The following is a 15,743-nucleotide window of genomic DNA, read 5'->3' as shown; positions in this document are numbered from 1 at the left end:
CATGCCCAGAGCCCCACGCCTGCCCCTGCAATACCTGGCCGCTTTCCGCGCCACGGCCCAGACCCAGAATTTGCGCGCAGCGGCCGAGCGCCTGCACCTCAGCCACAGCGCGGTAAGCCAGCAGCTCACGGCGCTGGAAACGCAGCTGGGTTTCCAGCTGTTCGAGCGCAGCGGCCGCCGCATCCGGCTCAACGAGGCGGGCGAGGCCTTGCAACGCGGCGTGGAGCGCGCCTGGGTCGAGCTGGAGCGCGGGCTGCAGGCCGCCAGCGCCGCGCATGGCAGCGCGCTGCAGGCCTTGCGCATCACCGCCTTGCCCTCCTTCGCGCAACGCTGGCTGATGCCACGGCTGGGGCGCTGGCATGCCCTGCATCCGGAGATCGCCTTGGAGCTGAACGTGTCACAGCAGCTCGTCGACCTGGAGCGCGAGGGCTTTCATCTCGCGCTGCGCCAGGGTGTCGGGCCCTGGACCGGCCTGGTCAACGAGGTGCTGCTGCAGTCGCGCTCGGTGCCGGTGGCCGCTCCGGCGCTGGCGCAGCGCCTGATCGGCGCGCCCCTGGAGGAGCTGGCCGCGCAATCGCTGCTGGGCGACGCCGCCCAATGGACCCAATGGTTTGCCGAGGCGGGCCTGAGCCGGCAGATCCGCACCATGGCCAGCTTCAACGATGCCGGCCTGCTCCTGCAGGCGGCCGAGCAGGGCATGGGGGTGGCGCTGACGCGGGAGTTGCTGGCGGCCGATGCCTTGCTGGACGGCCGCCTGGTGCGCGTCTCGGGCCAGGCCCTGGAGGGCTCGCAGGCGCAGAGCTACCACATCGTCTACCCGCCCGCGCTGAAGGACGAACCCGCGCTGCGCGCCCTCTGCACCTGGCTGCACGCCGAGATCGAGCAATCGGCGCGCGCGCTATACGGCGACTAGGCGAGGAACAGCGACTGCAGGTCGCTGAGGAAATCGAAGCCGCGCGGCGTGGGCTGGATGCGCAGCGGATCGAGCTCCAGCAGGCCCTTGCCGCGCCCCTGCTGCAAGGCCTCGGCGATGCTGGAGGGCGGCAGGCCGGTGCGCTCCAGGAATTGCTGCATCGGCACACCCTCGCGCAGGCGCAGCGCGTTGAGCATGAACTCGAAGGGCAGTTCCTTGCGCGCCACCTCGTGCTCGTTGGACACCGCCGCGCCCTCGCCCGCCTTGGCCATATAGCTGGCCGGTTCGCGCCAGCGCACCTGGCGCAGCACGCGGTGCGGGAAGCTCAGCTTGCTGTGCGCCCCCGCGCCTATGCCCAGATAGTCGCCGAACTGCCAGTAGTTGAGGTTGTGCGTACAGCGATGGCCGGCGCGTGCATAGGCCGAGACCTCGTAGCGCTCCATGCCCCGGGCGCCCGTTTGCGCGGTGATCAGGTCCAGCATGTCGCTGGCCAGATCGGCGTCGGGCACCACCGGCGGCGCGATCGCGAAGCGCGTATTCGGCTCGATGGTGAGGTGGTAGACGGACAGATGCGGCGGCGCATAGCCCAGCGCCAGGCTCAGGTCTTGCTCCAGCTCGGCCAGACTCTGGCCCGGCAGCGCGTACATCAGGTCGATATTGAAGGTCTCGAAGGCCTGGGCGGCCTCCTCGATCGCGACGCGCGCCTGTGCGCCGTCATGCACCCGGCCCAGGGCCTTGAGCTTGGCATCGTCAAAGCTCTGCACGCCGATCGACAGGCGCGTCACGCCAGCCGCGGCAAAGCCACGGAAGCGGTCGCGCTCGAAGGTGCCGGGGTTGGCCTCCAGCGTGATCTCGCAACCGGGCTCCAGCGGCAGGCGCGCACGGATGTCGGAAATCAGCTCGGCGATCTGCTCCGGCGCAAACAGGCTGGGCGTACCACCGCCGATGAATATGCTTACCACCGGCCGACCCCAGATCAGCGGCAGCGCGGCCTCCAGGTCGGCGCGCAGCGCGCCGAGGTAGGCGCGCGCGGTGTCCACGGGCAGTTGCCTGCCATCCTTCCACTCATGCGAGTTGAAGTCGCAATAGGGGCATTTCTTGAGGCACCAGGGCAGGTGCACATAGAGCGAGAGCGGCGGCAAGGCGGCCAGGCTCAGCGTGCCGGGGCGCATCATGTGCATGAGCTCAGCCAAGTTGCCAGACCTCACGCAGTTGCTGTGCCAGCGAAGCGGCAGCCAGCGCCCGATGGCTCAGCTGGTTTTTCTGCTCGGCGCTCAGCTGCGCCACGCTCTGGCCCAGGCTGGGAATGAACACCAGCGGGTCGTAGCCGAAACCGCCCTCTCCCTGCGCCGCGGGCAAGATCTGCCCCTGCCAACGCCCCATCGCGATCAAGGGCACCGGATCCCGGGCGCTGCGCACGGCCACCAGGGCGCAGACGAACTGGGCGCGGTGCGGGCCTTCGCCATGGGCGGCGAGCTGCTCCAGCAGCACGCGGTTGTTGTCGGCGTCCGACTTGGGCTGGCCGAACAGCGTGGCATAGCGCGCCGAGAGCACGCCGGGCGCGCCGTCCAGCGCATCGACGGCCAGGCCCGAATCGTCGGCCAGCGCCGGCAGGCCGCTGGCCGCCGCGGCGTGGCGCGCCTTCGCCAGCGCGTTCTCCACAAAGCTCTCGAAGGGCTCCTCGGCCTCCGCAATGCCCAGCGAGCCCTGCGTCACCAGTTCCACACCCAGCGGCGCGAACAGGGCCTGCAGCTCGGCGAGCTTCTTGGCGTTGTTGGAGGCAAGGACCAGCTTCATGCTCACAGGCCCAGGGCCTTGCGCTGCGCCGCGAGCAGGTCCTTGATGCCTTTTTCGGCCAGGTCCAGCATGGCGTTCATTTCCAGGCGATTGAAGGCCAGGCCCTCGGCCGTGCCCTGCAGTTCCACAAAGCCGCCCGAGCCGGTCATCACCACATTCATGTCGGTGTCGCAGGCCGAGTCTTCGGTGTACTCGAGGTCCAGCAGCGGCGTGCCCTCCAGCATGCCCACCGAGATCGCGGCGACGGCATCCTTGATGGGCGATTGGGCAATCTTGCCTTGCGCCAGCAGCCAGCTGACCGCATCGTGCGCGGCCACATAGGCGCCAGTGATCGCGGCGGTGCGCGTGCCACCATCGGCCTGCAGCACATCGCAGTCGAGGTGGATGCTGCGCTCGCCCAGCAGGGCCAGATCGAACACGCAGCGCAGTGAGCGGCCGATCAGGCGCTGGATCTCCTGGGTACGGCCGCTCTGCTTGCCCTTGGCCGCCTCGCGGTCGCTGCGCGTATGGGTGGCGCGCGGCAGCATGCCGTACTCGGCCGTGACCCAGCCCGAGCCCGAGCCGCGCTTGTGCGGCGGCACTTTTTCTTCCACCGAGGCGGTACACAAGACCTTGGTGTTGCCGAACTCGATCAACACCGAACCCTCGGCATGGCAGGTGTAGTGGCGGGTAATGCGCACCGGGCGCAAAGCAGCAGCGGCGCGCTCGCCCGCGCGTTGGACTTCAGCAGACATCGGGAAAAGACCTTTCAGGATTACTTTTTGCCGGCCTTGCGGATCGCATCCTGGATCTCGCGTACCGAGCGCTCGATCTCAGCTTCGCTGAGATCCTCGCGGCGTTCCTGCGCTTCCAGCGCGGCCGCCTGGATGGTGGAGGCGAAGCCGTCGTCGGCCAGGTTCTGGGTCGAGATCGAGTCGGCCGTGTCGGGCTCGTCCTCACCTTCCCATTCCACCGCCAGCGCGGTGACATTGTCGCAGCGCGTGCCGCCGTTGCGCAGCGCCTGCTCCACCAGCTCGGGCACGGCGTCCGCAATCACGCGGGTGGAGAGCTGATCGGCAATGGCCAGATCGCTCACCGTGCTCCACATGCCGTCGGAGCAGAGCATGAAGCGGTCGCCGGTCTGCAGCGGAATCGGGCCGCAGATATCGATCATGGGCTTGCCGGGGCTACCCAGGCAGGTGAACAGCACGTTGCGGTTGAAGCGCTCGGCGCCATTTGCATGGCGACCCAGGGCCTCCTGCAGCTCGCTGTAGGAATGGTCGCGCGTGCGCGCCATCAGTTCGCCGCCGCGCACCATGTACAGGCGCGAATCGCCGCAATGCGCCCAATGGGCATTGCCACGTTGCAGCACGCCTGCCACCACGGTGGTGCGCGGGGTGTCGGTGAGGCCCTTGTCCTGGCCGTAGCGCAGCAGTTGCTGGTGCGCGACCAGGATCGCATCTTCCAGAAAGCGATTCGGGTCGTCCAGCACCGGCTTGGCGTCGCGCTGGAACATGCTGGCCACGGTCTGCAGCGCGATCTGCGCCGCCACCTCGCCCTCAGGGTGGCCGCCCATGCCGTCGGCGAGGGCAAACAGCACCGCGTCGCGGGTATAGCAATACCCCATGCGGTCTTCGTTCTTTTCCCGGCCGCCACGTCGGCTCACCTGATAGATGCCGAACCTCACGCCTTGGCCCCTGCCTTGAGGTTCTCAAGCTGGAGTTTGAGGCGCTCGCTGAAGCTCAGCTTGGTGTAGCGGCGCTCGGTCTCGCGCGCCAGTTCCTTTTGCAACGCGAACACGCTCTGCGGCCGCGCCAGCGGGTCCAGCGACATGCACCACTCGGTCACCTCGATGAGGTTGTCGGAATAGACATTGCGCAGCCGCGACAGGCTCAGCGCCAGGCGGTCCTTTTCAAGACGCTGCGGTGCATCGTTAGGCGGATAGCCCTGCATGCAGGCGTAGATGCAGGCGCCGATCGCATAGATGTCGGTCCAGGGGCCCAGGGCGCCGTCGCGGCGGTACATCTCGGGCGCGGCAAAGCCGGGCGTGTACATCGGGCGGATGAAGTTGCCTTCCTTGCTCAGCACCTCGCGCGCCGCACCGAAGTCCAAGAGCACCGCCTTGTTGTCGTTGGTGATGAAGATGTTCGCCGGCTTGATGTCCAGGTGCAGCATCTTGTGCTGGTGCACGATGCGCAAGCCCTTCAGGATCTCGTCGAAAAGCGAGCGGATGGTGGACTCGCGAAACACCTTGTCGCGCTTCAGATCGCGTGCGGTGACGATGAAGTCCTGCAAGGTGTCACCCTGCAGATAGTTCATCACCATGTAGACGGTTTCGTTCTCGCGCAGGAAATTCAGCACCGAAACGACGCTGGGGTGCGAGATCTGGGCGAGCGAACGCCCTTCCTCAAAGAAGCTGCGCAGCCCGAGTCGATACAGGGGCTGCTTCTCGGGCTTGACGCGCGGAGTGAGTTCTCCGGGGGAGCGCTCCGCCAGGGACGAGGGAAGGTATTCCTTCAGGGCCACCAGGTGGTGCTCGGGATCCTCGGCGAGATAAACCACACCGAATCCGCCTGCCGCCAACTTCTTGATGATCTGGTAGCCCCCAACTACCGTCCCTGCAGGCAAGGGCGCCGGTTTCGGCTTTGACATAATCGCGCTTTGATTGCTCAACCGAATGCTCATGCCAGTTTACAGCATGACGGGTTACGCCAGCGCCAGCTCGCAACCCGTTTCACCGAGCGAGACCGGCACCGTCTCGAGCGCCAGCGTGACCGTGGAAGCACGCTCCGTCAATGGGCGTTTCCTCGACCTGGGCTTCCGCATGCCCGAGGATCTGCGCGGGCTGGAGCCCTCCCTGCGCGAATTGCTCACCAAGGCGTTCAAGCGCGGCAAGATCGAGTTGCGCATCAACACCCAGCGCGAGGGGGACAACAACTGGCCCCAGCCCCAGGCCGAGCAGCTCAACCGGCTGGCGCGCCTGGAGGGCACGGTGCAGAACTGGCTGCCCAAGGCGCAGGCGCTCTCGGTGCACGAGATCCTGCAATGGTGCAAGGGCGGCGGCGCGGCCGAGCGGCTCGACGAGGCCACGCTGGAGGCGGCGCGCCTGTGCGTGGCCGGCCTGGCCGAGGCGCGCGAGCGCGAGGGCGAAAAGCTGGTGGCGATTCTGCAGGAGCGCATCGACACCCTGCGCGGCCTGGCCGAGCAGGCCGCGCCCCTGGTGCCCGCCGTGGTGCAGCGTCAACAGCAGCGCTTCCTGGAGCGCTGGCAGGAGGCGCTGGCAAGCACGGGCGCGGCCCAAACGATACCCGAGGAGGCGCTGCGCGAGCGCGCCCTCAACGAGGCGGCCGCCTATGCCATCCGCATCGACGTGGCCGAGGAGCTGGCACGCCTGCGTGCCCATCTGGAAGAGATCGAGCGCCTGCTCAAGAAGGGCGGCGAGCTCGGCAAGCGCCTGGACTTCCTGATCCAGGAGCTGCACCGCGAGGCCAATACCCTGGGGTCCAAGTCCGCCGCGCTGGAGCTCACCAACATCTCGGTGGAGATGAAGGTGGCGATCGAGCAGATGCGCGAACAGGTCCAGAACATCGAATAAGCAGGCACAAGACCCGACCATGGAATACCCCGGCAATCTCTTCGTCGTCGCCGCCCCTAGCGGCGCCGGCAAATCCAGCTTGGTGAAGGCCCTGCTGGAACTCGACGCCAAGCTGGACGTCTCGATCTCGCACACCTCGCGCGCGCCGCGCGGCCAGGAACAGCATGGCCGCGAATACTGGTTCACCACGCCGGAGGAGTTCCGCGCCATGGCCGACCGCGGCGAGTTCTTCGAATGGGCCGAGGTGCATGGCAACCTTTACGGCACCTCGCGCGCCGCCATCGAGGCCCGCATGGCGCATGGCGACGACGTGGTGCTGGAGATCGATTTCCAGGGCGCCTTGCAGATCAAGAAGCTGTTCCCCTACGCGGTGCTGGTGTTCATCCTGCCGCCCAGCTGGGAGGAGCTGGAGCAGCGCCTGAAGCGCCGTGGCGACACCGAGCCGAGCGTGATCGCCCAGCGCATGGCGAATGCACGCGTCGAGGTGGCGCAGGCCCAGCAGTTCGATTTCGTGGTGGTGAATGCGGTGTTCGAGACCGCTCTTTTCGACCTCAAAGCCATCGTGCATGCGCAGCGGTTAAAATACGCGGCTCAGCGTCGCAACCGTTCCGCGGTTTTCCGAGCTCTGGACCTGCCCTGACGCTCCCCAAGATTCATTACCAGGATAAAAAATGGCCCGCATCACCGTTGAAGACTGCCTGACCAAGATCCCGAACCGCTTCCAGCTGGTGCTCGCCGCGACCTATCGCGCCCGCATGCTGAGCCAGGGCCACACGCCCAAGATCGAAAGCAAGAACAAGCCCGGCGTCACCGCCCTGCGCGAGATCGCCGCCGGCGAAGTCGGCATCGAGATGCTGCGCAAGGTGCCGGTCTGAGGTCACGGCCGACCAGCCAGGGGCGCCTTCGGGCGCCCTTTGTCTTTTTCCGGCCTGCTGCGCGCATGCGTTAAATTCGGACCATGGGTTTTCGATCCTTCGCCGTCGCTCGCCTGCCCGCCGCCCTCGGCGGCCTGTCGGGCATTACCAAGACCAGCCCGGAACCGACACAGGCCGAGGCGGCGTCTTTTGACGCCCTGCTGCACAAGCTCGCCTACCTGCCCAAGGGCGACATCAAGCGCATCCGCGAGGCCTACAAGTTCGCCGACGAGGCCCATCTGGGGCAGTTTCGGGCTAGCGGCGAGCCCTATATCACCCACCCGATCGCGGTGGCCGGCATCTGTGCCGATTGGCGCCTGGACGCCCAGGCCATCATGGCCGCGCTGATGCACGACGCCATGGAGGACTGCGGGGTCACCAAGACCGAGCTGATCGAGCGCTTCGAGGCCCCTACCGCCGAGTTGGTGGACGGGCTCACCAAGCTGGACAAGCTGCAGTTCTCCACCAAGGAGGAGTCGCAGGCCGAAAGCTTCCGCAAGATGCTGCTGGCGATGGCACGCGATGTGCGTGTGATCCTGATCAAGCTGGCCGACCGCCTGCACAATATGCGCACCATGGGGGCGATGGCCTTCGAGAAGCGCCGCCGCATCGCGCGCGAAACCCTCGACATCTATGCCCCGATCGCACACCGCCTGGGGCTCAACGAGATCTACCGCGAGCTGCAGGAGCTCTCCTTCCAGTACATCCACCCCTGGCGTCACGCCGCCCTGTCCAAGGCGATCGCGAAAGCGCGCGGGAATCGGCGCGATCTGGTCTCGCGCATCGAGCGCGACGTCATCAAGGCCTTCAACGAGGCTGGCCAGAAGGCCGAGATCCAGGGCCGCGAGAAGACCCTGTTCTCGATCTACAAGAAGATGCGCGAGAAACACCTGAGCTTTGCCCAGGTAAGCGACATCTTCGGCTTTCGCATCATCGTGGCCGAGCTGCCCGATTGCTATCTGGCACTGGGCGTGCTGCACCAGCTCTACAAGCCGCAGCCCGGTCGCTTCAAGGACTACATCGCCATCCCCAAGCCGAATGGCTACCAGTCGCTGCACACCACCCTGGTGAGCCCCTTGGGCACGCCGGTGGAGTTCCAGATGCGCACCGAGACCATGCATATGGTGGCGGAAAAAGGCGTGGCCGCGCATTGGCTCTACAAGAACAAGGGCGACCCGCTGGCGGCCCAGCAGCTGGGTTCGCGCTGGCTGCAGTCGCTCATCGACATCCAGGACGAGACGCGCGACGCCAACGAATTCCTGGAACATGTGAAGATCGATCTGTTCCCGGATGCGGTCTATGTCTTCACGCCCAAGTCCAAGATCATGGCGCTGCCGCGCGGCGCCACGCCGGTGGACTTCGCCTACGCCATCCATTCGGACGTGGGCGACCATTGCGTGGCCGCCAAGGTCAACGGCGAGCCGGTACCGCTGCGCGCCGAACTGCGCAGCGGCGATGTGGTGGAGATCATCAGCGCCGCCGGTGCCCGCCCCAATCCCGCCTGGCTGAGTTTTGTGCGCACCGGCCGCGCGCGCTCCAAGATCCGCCATTTCCTCAAGAACCTGGAACAGGAAGAGTCGCGCGAGCTCGGGCAGAAGATGCTGGCCCAGGCCCTGCGAGCCGAAGGCCTGGCCATGCCCGGCCTGGACGACGAGGACAACAGCGCCGCCCAGCTCTGGCAAGACCTGGCCCGCTGGGCCGGCAACCGCCATGTGGACGAGTTGTTGATCGAGATCGGCCTGGGCCGCAAGATCGCCACCATCGTGGCCAAGAAGCTGGCACGCATGCTGGCCGAGCAGGGCCAGCGCCCCGACGCAGTGATGCTCAGCATGGGTCGCTTTGGCGCCGACGACGGCCCGGCCCAGGGCCAGGTCACGATCGACGGCACCGAGGGCGCCTCGGTGCGGCTGGCGAGCTGCTGCCGCCCGATCCCGGGCGACGACATCAAGGGCTATCTGGGCCGCGGCGAGGGCCTGGTGGTACATACCGGTGAATGCCAGGTCGGGCGGCGCCTGTTCCAGCGCGACAGCGAGCATTGGATCGCGGTGGCCTGGGGCGAGGAACTGAGCCGCAGCTTCGAGGCCGCCGTGGGCGTGCTGATGAAGAACGGCAAGGGCGTGCTGGCGCAGATTGCCACGGCCGTCAGCGCCGCCGAGGCCGACATCACCCATATCGCGATGACCGACGAGGCGCAGGCGCGCGAGACCGCCGAGATGCAGCTGCTGCTGAGCGTGCGCGATCGCCTGCACCTGGCCGATGTGCTGCGCACCCTCAAGCGCTCACCCGCAGTGCTGCGGGCCTGGCGCATCAAGCCTTAGGTTTCGGGTACATCACTTCGAGCACCTCCAGGCGCTCCAGCCCGCCGGGCGTCATCAACTGCACCTCGTCGCCCTCACGCGCCTTCAGCAGCGCGCGCGCGATCGGTGAGACCCAGCTCACCTCGCCGTTCAGGCTGTCGCTCTCGTCGATGCCCTTGATGGTGATGGTGCGCTCCTCGCCCTTGGTATTGGCATAGGTGACGGTGGCGCCGAAGAAGATCTGGTCGCTGCCATGGTGCAGGCTGGGGTCGGCCACCTCGGCGATGTCCAGGCGTTTGGTGAGGAAACGCAGGCGGCGGTCGATCTCGCGCAGGCGTTTCTTGCCGTAGAGATAGTCGCCGTTCTCCGAACGGTCGCCATTCTTGGCCGCCCAGGAGACGATCTCGACGATCTTGGGGCGTTCCTCGTCCAGCAGGGTCATGAACTCGGCACGCAGCCGCGCATAGCCCTCGGGGGTGATGTAGTTGCGCGCGCCCGACGGCAGCGCGGGCAGCGCCATGTCTTCGTCGTCGTCGCCGTCGTTTTCCTTGGTGAAGGCCTTGCTCATCCGTATATTGTGCCCGGCCAACCCCAAGCGCATCAGACAGGAGCAAGGCATGACCCAGGGCCCTTTGGCAGGACTGCGCGTGATCGAATTTGCCGGCATCGGGCCGGGGCCCATGGCCGGCATGCTGCTGGCCGATATGGGCGCCGAGGTGATCGTGGTGGAGCGCCCCGCCGCCTTGCGCACCCTGGGCGGCGGCGCGGCCATGAACCGCGGCAAACGCTCCATCTGCGTGGACCTGAAGTCGACCGCCGGGGTCGCCGCCATCAAGCGCCTGGTGGAGAGCGCCGACGCCCTCATCGAAGGCTACCGGCCGGGCGTGATGGAACGCCTGGGCCTGGGGCCCGAGGCCTTCGAGGCACAGCACCCGCGCCTGGTCTATGGCCGCGTCACCGGCTGGGGCCAGAGCGGGCCGCTGGCCCAGGCCGCCGGCCACGACATCAACTATGTGGCGCTCACCGGCGTGCTGTCGATAGCCTCGCGCGCCGGCCAGGCCCCCACCCTGCCTGCCACCCTGCTGGGCGATATGGCGGGCGGTGCAATGTTCCTGGCCTTTGGCGTGGTCTGCGCCCTGCTGGAGGCGCAACGCTCTGGCCGCGGCCAGGTGGTGGACGCCGCCATGATAGACGGCGTGGGCGCGCTCAGCAGCCTGGTGCATTCCTTGCGCGGCATCGGCCTGTGGGGCGACGATCCGGCGCAGAACTTCTTCCTGCATGGCTCGCCCTTCTACGACAGCTTTGAATGCGCCGATGGGCGGCACATCACGCTGGGCGCGATCGAGCCACCGTTCTACCAGCTGCTGCTGCAGAAGCTGAATCTGGAGCATCTGGACGCCCAGCTGCAATACGACCACCGCCGCTGGCCGACGGCGCGCGCCGAGGTCGCCGCACGCATCAAGCAAAAGACGCGCGATGAGTGGACCGCCTTGCTGGAGGGCAGCGATGTCTGCTTTGCGCCGGTGCTGAGCCTGACCGAAGCGGCAGAACATCCGCACCAGCGCGCGCGTGGCAATTTCGTGGAGGTCGACGGCAAGATCCAGCCGGCCAGTGCGCCACGCTTTGCGCGCACACCAGGCCCCGCGCCGCGCCCATCCCCGCAGCCTGGCCAGGATACCCACAGCGTGCTGGCCGAGCTGGGCCTGGGCGAGGCCGAGATCGCCGCCATGGACCGCGTGTAAATATCGCTACAAAGCAAAAGGGCCGGTGATTGCTCACCGGCCCTTTGCCATTTCTTTTTATTCTGGTGCGGCTGGCAGGATTCGAACCCACGACCCCTTGGTTCGTAGCCAAGTACTCTATCCAACTGAGCTACAGCCGCCGAAGCCTTAGACTATAGCATGCTTTTTATCGCATACACAAGCTAAGCGCTTGATTTTCAATTTTCACATCTCTCTCGAGAACCAGAAAAACAAAGCCAGTGAAAGCTCACTGGCTCTTGGCATTCTGGTGCGGCTGGCAGGATTCGAACCCACGACCCCTTGGTTCGTAGCCAAGTACTCTATCCAACTGAGCTACAGCCGCTGAAGCTGTCTAGTATAGCCTGAAATTCTCGGGCTCAGCAAGCTTTCATGCCAAGGTGGCCGCAGCCTCGTGGCAGCGGGCGCGCCGCTCGGCGTCGCCATCGCGACCGGCCAGATCGGCCAGGGTCAGCCAGCTGCGGCGGCGTGCTGCCACCGAGAGTGCGCGGTCGCCGCCCGCCTGCTCCAGCATCAACCTGGCCTTGCCCCAGAGCTGACGCTCCGCCAGCGCATGCCCCAAGGCATAGGCCATGTAGTTGTCGCGCGGGAAACGCTGCGCAGCCTGCTCCAGGCGCTGCAGCCATTCGGGGCCCATGCCGGCCATGCAGACCACCAGGGCCTCGGCCAGGGCCACGCGCTCGTCGGTGCCCAGCTCGGCGACTTCTTCCCAGGCCGGGCGCAACCAGCCGCGCCCATCGTCCGGCGCACCCAGCGCGGCCGCACACTGCGCCGCGCGGGCGGCCACGAAGACATCGCGCCGATCGGCCGCGTCGAGGTGCTGCCAGATGCCGCGCAGCTGGTCCACGTCGCGCGCCGATTCCAGCGCCTCGAAGGCCAGCGAGCGCAGCAGACCCTGTGCCGCCAGCTTGGAAAATCCCTGGTGCTTGGCCAGCAGGCGCGCGGTGCGCAAGGCCTCCAGCGGCTGCTTGGCCATGCGTGCGGCCTGCAGCTTCAGGCGCAGAGCCTGGGTGCGGCGCGCCACACCGGGGCTCAGCTCGGCCAGCAGAGCCAGGGCGCGGCCGGCGTCGCGGTCGTCCAGCGCCCATTCGGCGGCGAGCAGGCGGGCGCCCTCTTCCTGCGCCTTGGCCTGGGGCGAACGCTGCGCCAGCTCCAGCGCCAGCTGCAGCTGCTCGTCGCGGCGGCGCTTGTCCTGCATGCGGTGCGAGCTCTGCGCGCCGAGCAAATGACCCAGCGCCAGGAAGCCGGTGTCCTGGGCCAGGTCGGGCGTCTGTGCCTGTATGCTCAGCGCCTTCTGCGCGGCCTTCTGGGCGCGCCCGTAACGCGCGCCGAAGTACTCGCCCAGGGCGTCGCGCAGCGCCAGCTGGGCGCTGCGTTCGCGCTGTGCCAGCCGCCACTCGCGCGCACGCCGCGGCAGGGTGGTGAGCGAATCCATGGCCTTTATGACCGTCACCAGCGCAAAACAGCTGCCTACCAGGGTGAGCAGGAACAGATTCAGCGAGACGTCGAGGCGCCAGCCATTCCAGTAGAAGCTGGCCAGACCATCGTTGCTGCCCAGGGTCAGGGCCGCCACCACCGCCACCGCGAACAGCAGCACCAACCAGATCACCGTGCGCATGGGGATCGTGCTCCGGATCAGCGGCCCGCGGCGGCCAGGGCCGCCAGCGTGTCATCGGGGCGTGGCACCGCCACCTGGCGCGCCTGGCCCACCACCTGACGCAGCAGCTCATTGGCCGCCGTAACCTTGCGCGAACGCGCGTCGAAGTAGCGATCCAGCATGCCGAGGGTGTCGCGCAGATCGCTCTGTGCGGTTTCGAACTGCCGGCTCAACAGCGCCAGCCTGGCGTTCAACAGGCGCAGCTTGATGTTCTCGCGCAGGAAATAGGCCTGCTCCGGCGCCATCAGCATGGCCTCGGGGTGGTTGATGCGCGTCACCCGCAGGAGCGACTTGGCTTCCTGCCAGGCCAGCCCGGCGGTGTCGCCCCAGCGCTGCTGCACCAGCTCCCACCAGCCACTCATGCCACTCACGCCGGGCTCGATCGCCTTGCTGGCGGGCTTTGGGGCTGGCTTGGTGTCAGGTCTTGCCTGGCGCGCCGGCTCGCCGGCCTTGTCGGCCGCGGACAGCAGGGGCAGCTCGTCGACCAGGCGCACCACCTCGTCGAGCTTGATGCTGAGGGTGGAGACGTCGACCACGCTGATCGCCTTGACGCGGTCCAGGTCGCGCACCACGGCGCGGCGCACGCCCTCCAGGCGCGGCTGCTTGTAGCGCACCAGGCGCTCGTCGGCCTGCTTGAGCGCGGCCACCAGGGGCTCGGCACTGCCGGTGATGCTGGTCTGCTGCAGCGCCACCCGCAGCGAGGCTTCGATATCGCCCACCACGTTCTCGTCGCGCGACCTCGACATCGACTGAATCAGCTCTTCCAGCTGGCCGCGTTGCAGCGAGACCTCGGCCAGGCGCGCGTCCAGCAGTGCCACCTTGGCGGCGGTGTCGCGGCTCAGGTCCTGCGACTGCTTGGCCTGGTTGGCGGCCTCCTGGGCCGCGGCCTGGCTGCTGTCCTGGCGCCGCACCAGCTCCTGCTCCAGATTGCGCAGCCGGCTGTTGCTCTGCCAGGCCAGCACCAGGGCCACCAGGGTGCAGACCGCCAGGCCCGCGGCCAGCGCCGGCATCAGCATCGAAGGGCGCGCGCTGGCCGCTGCCATGGGCTGCGGCGCCGCGTCTGGAGAAAGGGGGTTGGGAAGCTCGCTCACGTTGGCGCAGATTGTAGGGTCCGCACCTAGAGGCTTCGCAGCGCTGCGGCGATGGCGCCGGGCTCGGGTCGCGCCAAAACCACATGCCCACATCCGAGGGCTCGCGCGCGCTCGGCAATGCGTTCATGGGTGGCGATCGCCAGGCTGCGCGACCAGACCGCGTCGGGGCCCGCCAACTGCTGCAGATGGGCGATGGCCTCGGAACTGCTGAACAGCCAGACCAGGCGCTCGGGCGCAGCCAGCGCGGCGTCCAGCAGGGCCCGCTCGGCAGGCGCCAGCTGCGGGCAGGTGCGCCGGTAGACGGAAACCTGCCGCACCTGGGCGCCGCGCTCCTGCAGGCGCTCGGCCAGCCAGTCGCGCCCGCCGTCGCCGCGCAGGATCAACGCCAGCCGGCCGGCCCAGTCGCGCCCTTGCAGCAGCGGCCACAGATGTTCGGAATCGAAGCTGGCCGCGTGCGCCGGCGGCTGCACGATCAACTCCTCGGGCACGCCCGCAGCGCGCAAGGCCTGGGCACTGCCGGGGCCGACCGTGGCCGCCAGCGTCGCGTCCGGCCAGCACGCTCCCGTGGGCCGGGCAGCGAAGAAGGCGGCCACCGCATTGGGGCTGACGAACATCGCCAGCGCCGCCTTCGGCAGCTCATGCCAGGCCTGGGCCGCGGCGTCCGGCGCATTGCCGGGCTGGATCGCGATCAGCGGCAGCACCGCCGTCGGCACGCCCTGCGCCGCCATGCGCGCCACCCAGTCCTCGGCCTGGGCACGCGGCCGCGTCAGCAGCAGCGTGCGCTCGCTCATGCCCGGCTGCACGGTCACTCAGGCGGACGCCAGGTAGGCGCTGGCGCCCTGCTCGCGCAGCGCCTGCGCCACCTGCTCGCCCAGCGCGCGCGCCTCGGCCTCGTTGCGTGGCTGGCCGCGGCCCAGCGTCTTCAGCAGCGGTTTCTCATGGTGCTCGGGATGTCCCAGCGCGGCGGTGAGCTGCAGCTCGCCGCCCTCCCACACCGCATGCGCGGCCAGCGGCATGCTGCAGCTGCCGCCCAGGGCGCGCGACACCGCGCGTTCCGCCTGCGTGGCCAGCCAGGTGGCTTCGTGCATCAGGCTGGCGAGTTGCTGGCTCAGTTCGGTGGCATCGGCGCGCACCTCCAGGCCCAGGGCGCCCTGGCCGGCGCAGGGAATCATCTCGTCCACCGCGAACAGGCTGCGGATGCGCCCGGCCAGGCCCAGGCGCTTGAGCCCGGCGGCGGCCAGCACGATGGCGTCGTAGCCGCCTTCGTCGAGCTTGCGCAGGCGCGTGTCCAGATTGCCGCGCAGCGGCTCGATGCGCAGGTCGGGGCGCAGATTCTTCAGCTGCACCACGCGGCGCAGGCTGGAGGTACCCACCACCGCGCCCTGCGGCAGCTCGGCCAGGCTGGCGTAGCGGTTCGAGACAAAGGCGTCGCGCGCATCCTCGCGCTCCAGGATGCTCACCAGGGCAAAGCCCTCGGGCAGGTCCATGGGCACATCCTTGAGCGAATGCACGGCCAGATGGGCGCGCCCCTCTTCCAGCGCCGTCTCCAGCTCCTTCACGAACAGGCCCTTGCCCCCCACCTTGGAGAGCGAGCGGTCGAGGATCTGGTCGCCGCGCGTGGTCATGCCCAGCAGGCCCACATCGAGTTTCAGGCGTTCGGCCAAGAGGGCCTGCACATGCTCGGCCTGCCACAGCGCGAGGCGGCTTTCGCGCGTCGCGATCAAGAGTTGTTGCGTCATG

16 protein-coding genes and 2 tRNA genes are annotated in these 15,743 nt (G+C 67.9%); 6 read left to right on the top strand and 12 right to left on the bottom strand.

Annotated elements, in window-relative coordinates:
• Position 1: 1 nt before the first annotated feature.
• Positions 2 to 913: a LysR substrate-binding domain-containing protein gene (locus tag WG898_RS23675; RefSeq protein WP_285232798.1), complete on the top strand. Its 912-nt coding sequence runs from the start codon at positions 2 to 4 to the stop codon at positions 911 to 913.
• Here the strand turns inward: WG898_RS23675 and hemW are convergent.
• From hemW to WG898_RS23650, 5 genes are read right to left on the bottom strand one after another with little or no spacing between them, the layout of a single operon-like run.
• Positions 910 to 2,094 carry a radical SAM family heme chaperone HemW gene (gene hemW, locus WG898_RS23670; protein ID WP_339605242.1) on the bottom strand — a complete coding sequence of 395 codons (1,185 nt, stop codon included), beginning with the start codon at positions 2,092 to 2,094 and terminating at the stop codon, positions 910 to 912. The two genes, WG898_RS23675 and hemW, sit on opposite strands and share 4 nt — an antisense overlap.
• Before the next feature lie 4 nt (positions 2,095 to 2,098).
• Complete coding sequence (gene rdgB, locus WG898_RS23665) at positions 2,099 to 2,710, bottom strand: RdgB/HAM1 family non-canonical purine NTP pyrophosphatase (protein ID WP_339605241.1); 612 nt, start codon at positions 2,708 to 2,710, stop codon at positions 2,099 to 2,101.
• Positions 2,711 to 2,712: 2 nt separating this feature from the next.
• A complete protein-coding gene (rph, locus tag WG898_RS23660) occupies positions 2,713 to 3,444 on the bottom strand; it encodes a ribonuclease PH (protein WP_339605240.1) in 732 nt (243 codons plus the stop codon).
• Between the two features lie 20 nt (positions 3,445 to 3,464).
• A complete protein-coding gene (locus WG898_RS23655; RefSeq protein WP_339605239.1) occupies positions 3,465 to 4,376 on the bottom strand; it encodes a PP2C family protein-serine/threonine phosphatase in 912 nt (303 codons plus the stop codon).
• Complete coding sequence (locus WG898_RS23650) at positions 4,373 to 5,341, bottom strand: serine/threonine protein kinase (protein WP_285232802.1); 969 nt, start codon at positions 5,339 to 5,341, stop codon at positions 4,373 to 4,375. Before WG898_RS23650 ends, WG898_RS23655 begins: the two co-directional genes overlap by 4 nt.
• A gap of 31 nt (positions 5,342 to 5,372) precedes the next feature.
• Here WG898_RS23650 and WG898_RS23645 point away from each other — a divergent pair, with 31 nt between their 5' ends.
• The 4 genes from WG898_RS23645 (at position 5,373) to WG898_RS23630 (ending at position 9,516) form a co-directional block, all read left to right on the top strand.
• Positions 5,373 to 6,284: a YicC/YloC family endoribonuclease gene (locus tag WG898_RS23645; protein ID WP_339605238.1), complete on the top strand. Its 912-nt coding sequence runs from the start codon at positions 5,373 to 5,375 to the stop codon at positions 6,282 to 6,284.
• A 19-nt stretch (positions 6,285 to 6,303) separates the two neighbouring features.
• Positions 6,304 to 6,924 carry a guanylate kinase gene (gmk, locus tag WG898_RS23640; RefSeq protein ID WP_339605237.1) on the top strand — a complete coding sequence of 207 codons (621 nt, stop codon included), beginning with the start codon at positions 6,304 to 6,306 and terminating at the stop codon, positions 6,922 to 6,924.
• A gap of 31 nt (positions 6,925 to 6,955) precedes the next feature.
• Positions 6,956 to 7,159, top strand: a complete 204-nt coding sequence (gene rpoZ / locus WG898_RS23635; RefSeq protein ID WP_124452325.1) for a DNA-directed RNA polymerase subunit omega — start codon at positions 6,956 to 6,958, stop codon at positions 7,157 to 7,159.
• Positions 7,160 to 7,242: 83 nt separating this feature from the next.
• Positions 7,243 to 9,516 (top strand): RelA/SpoT family protein, encoded by a 2,274-nt coding sequence (locus tag WG898_RS23630; protein ID WP_339605236.1) that lies wholly within the window; start codon positions 7,243 to 7,245, stop codon positions 9,514 to 9,516.
• Here the strand turns inward: WG898_RS23630 and greB are convergent.
• Positions 9,506 to 10,063, bottom strand: coding sequence for a transcription elongation factor GreB (gene greB, locus WG898_RS23625; RefSeq protein WP_339605235.1), 558 nt, complete (start codon positions 10,061 to 10,063; stop codon positions 9,506 to 9,508). The genes WG898_RS23630 and greB overlap by 11 nt on opposite strands.
• A gap of 49 nt (positions 10,064 to 10,112) precedes the next feature.
• Between greB and WG898_RS23620 the strand changes: the two genes are divergently transcribed.
• Positions 10,113 to 11,237, top strand: a complete 1,125-nt coding sequence (locus tag WG898_RS23620; protein ID WP_339605234.1) for a CaiB/BaiF CoA transferase family protein — start codon at positions 10,113 to 10,115, stop codon at positions 11,235 to 11,237.
• A 63-nt stretch (positions 11,238 to 11,300) separates the two neighbouring features.
• Here the strand turns inward: WG898_RS23620 and WG898_RS23615 are convergent.
• The 6 genes from WG898_RS23615 to hemC form a co-directional block, all read right to left on the bottom strand.
• Positions 11,301 to 11,377: transfer RNA gene (locus tag WG898_RS23615), tRNA-Arg, on the bottom strand.
• Between the two features lie 126 nt (positions 11,378 to 11,503).
• A tRNA-Arg gene (locus WG898_RS23610) sits at positions 11,504 to 11,580 on the bottom strand.
• A 45-nt stretch (positions 11,581 to 11,625) separates the two neighbouring features.
• A complete protein-coding gene (locus tag WG898_RS23605) occupies positions 11,626 to 12,873 on the bottom strand; it encodes a heme biosynthesis HemY N-terminal domain-containing protein (protein WP_339605233.1) in 1,248 nt (415 codons plus the stop codon).
• 17 nt (positions 12,874 to 12,890) lie between these two features.
• Positions 12,891 to 14,003, bottom strand: a complete 1,113-nt coding sequence (locus tag WG898_RS23600; RefSeq protein WP_339605232.1) for a uroporphyrinogen-III C-methyltransferase — start codon at positions 14,001 to 14,003, stop codon at positions 12,891 to 12,893.
• 26 nt (positions 14,004 to 14,029) lie between these two features.
• Positions 14,030 to 14,794 (bottom strand): uroporphyrinogen-III synthase, encoded by a 765-nt coding sequence (locus WG898_RS23595; RefSeq protein ID WP_339605231.1) that lies wholly within the window; start codon positions 14,792 to 14,794, stop codon positions 14,030 to 14,032.
• An 18-nt stretch (positions 14,795 to 14,812) separates the two neighbouring features.
• Positions 14,813 to 15,742 carry a hydroxymethylbilane synthase gene (hemC, locus tag WG898_RS23590; protein ID WP_339605230.1) on the bottom strand — a complete coding sequence of 310 codons (930 nt, stop codon included), beginning with the start codon at positions 15,740 to 15,742 and terminating at the stop codon, positions 14,813 to 14,815.
• Position 15,743: the final 1 nt, after the last annotated feature.

It is taken from the genome of Paucibacter soli (genome assembly GCF_037482845.1).
In the GTDB taxonomy this organism is placed as follows: domain Bacteria; phylum Pseudomonadota; class Gammaproteobacteria; order Burkholderiales; family Burkholderiaceae_C; genus Paucibacter_B; species Paucibacter_B soli.
This window is presented reverse-complemented; position numbering and strand designations above follow the sequence as displayed.

What these genes read in the sequence shown, in the direction of transcription:
- gmk (WP_339605237.1), top strand. Translation starts at nt 6,304, where the DNA reads ATGGAATACCCCGGCAATCTCTTCGTCGTCGCCGCCCCTAGCGGCGCC.
- hemC (WP_339605230.1), bottom strand. Translation starts at nt 15,742, where the DNA reads ATGACGCAACAACTCTTGATCGCGACGCGCGAAAGCCGCCTCGCGCTG.
- greB (WP_339605235.1), bottom strand. Translation starts at nt 10,063, where the DNA reads ATGAGCAAGGCCTTCACCAAGGAAAACGACGGCGACGACGACGAAGAC.
- hemW (WP_339605242.1), bottom strand. Translation starts at nt 2,094, where the DNA reads ATGCACATGATGCGCCCCGGCACGCTGAGCCTGGCCGCCTTGCCGCCG.
- WG898_RS23675 (WP_285232798.1), top strand. Translation starts at nt 2, where the DNA reads ATGCCCAGAGCCCCACGCCTGCCCCTGCAATACCTGGCCGCTTTCCGC.
- WG898_RS23645 (WP_339605238.1), top strand. Translation starts at nt 5,373, where the DNA reads ATGCCAGTTTACAGCATGACGGGTTACGCCAGCGCCAGCTCGCAACCC.
- rph (WP_339605240.1), bottom strand. Translation starts at nt 3,444, where the DNA reads ATGTCTGCTGAAGTCCAACGCGCGGGCGAGCGCGCCGCTGCTGCTTTG.
- WG898_RS23620 (WP_339605234.1), top strand. Translation starts at nt 10,113, where the DNA reads ATGACCCAGGGCCCTTTGGCAGGACTGCGCGTGATCGAATTTGCCGGC.
- WG898_RS23650 (WP_285232802.1), bottom strand. Translation starts at nt 5,341, where the DNA reads ATGTCAAAGCCGAAACCGGCGCCCTTGCCTGCAGGGACGGTAGTTGGG.
- WG898_RS23605 (WP_339605233.1), bottom strand. Translation starts at nt 12,873, where the DNA reads ATGCGCACGGTGATCTGGTTGGTGCTGCTGTTCGCGGTGGCGGTGGTG.
- WG898_RS23595 (WP_339605231.1), bottom strand. Translation starts at nt 14,794, where the DNA reads ATGAGCGAGCGCACGCTGCTGCTGACGCGGCCGCGTGCCCAGGCCGAG.
- rdgB (WP_339605241.1), bottom strand. Translation starts at nt 2,710, where the DNA reads ATGAAGCTGGTCCTTGCCTCCAACAACGCCAAGAAGCTCGCCGAGCTG.
- WG898_RS23630 (WP_339605236.1), top strand. Translation starts at nt 7,243, where the DNA reads ATGGGTTTTCGATCCTTCGCCGTCGCTCGCCTGCCCGCCGCCCTCGGC.
- rpoZ (WP_124452325.1), top strand. Translation starts at nt 6,956, where the DNA reads ATGGCCCGCATCACCGTTGAAGACTGCCTGACCAAGATCCCGAACCGC.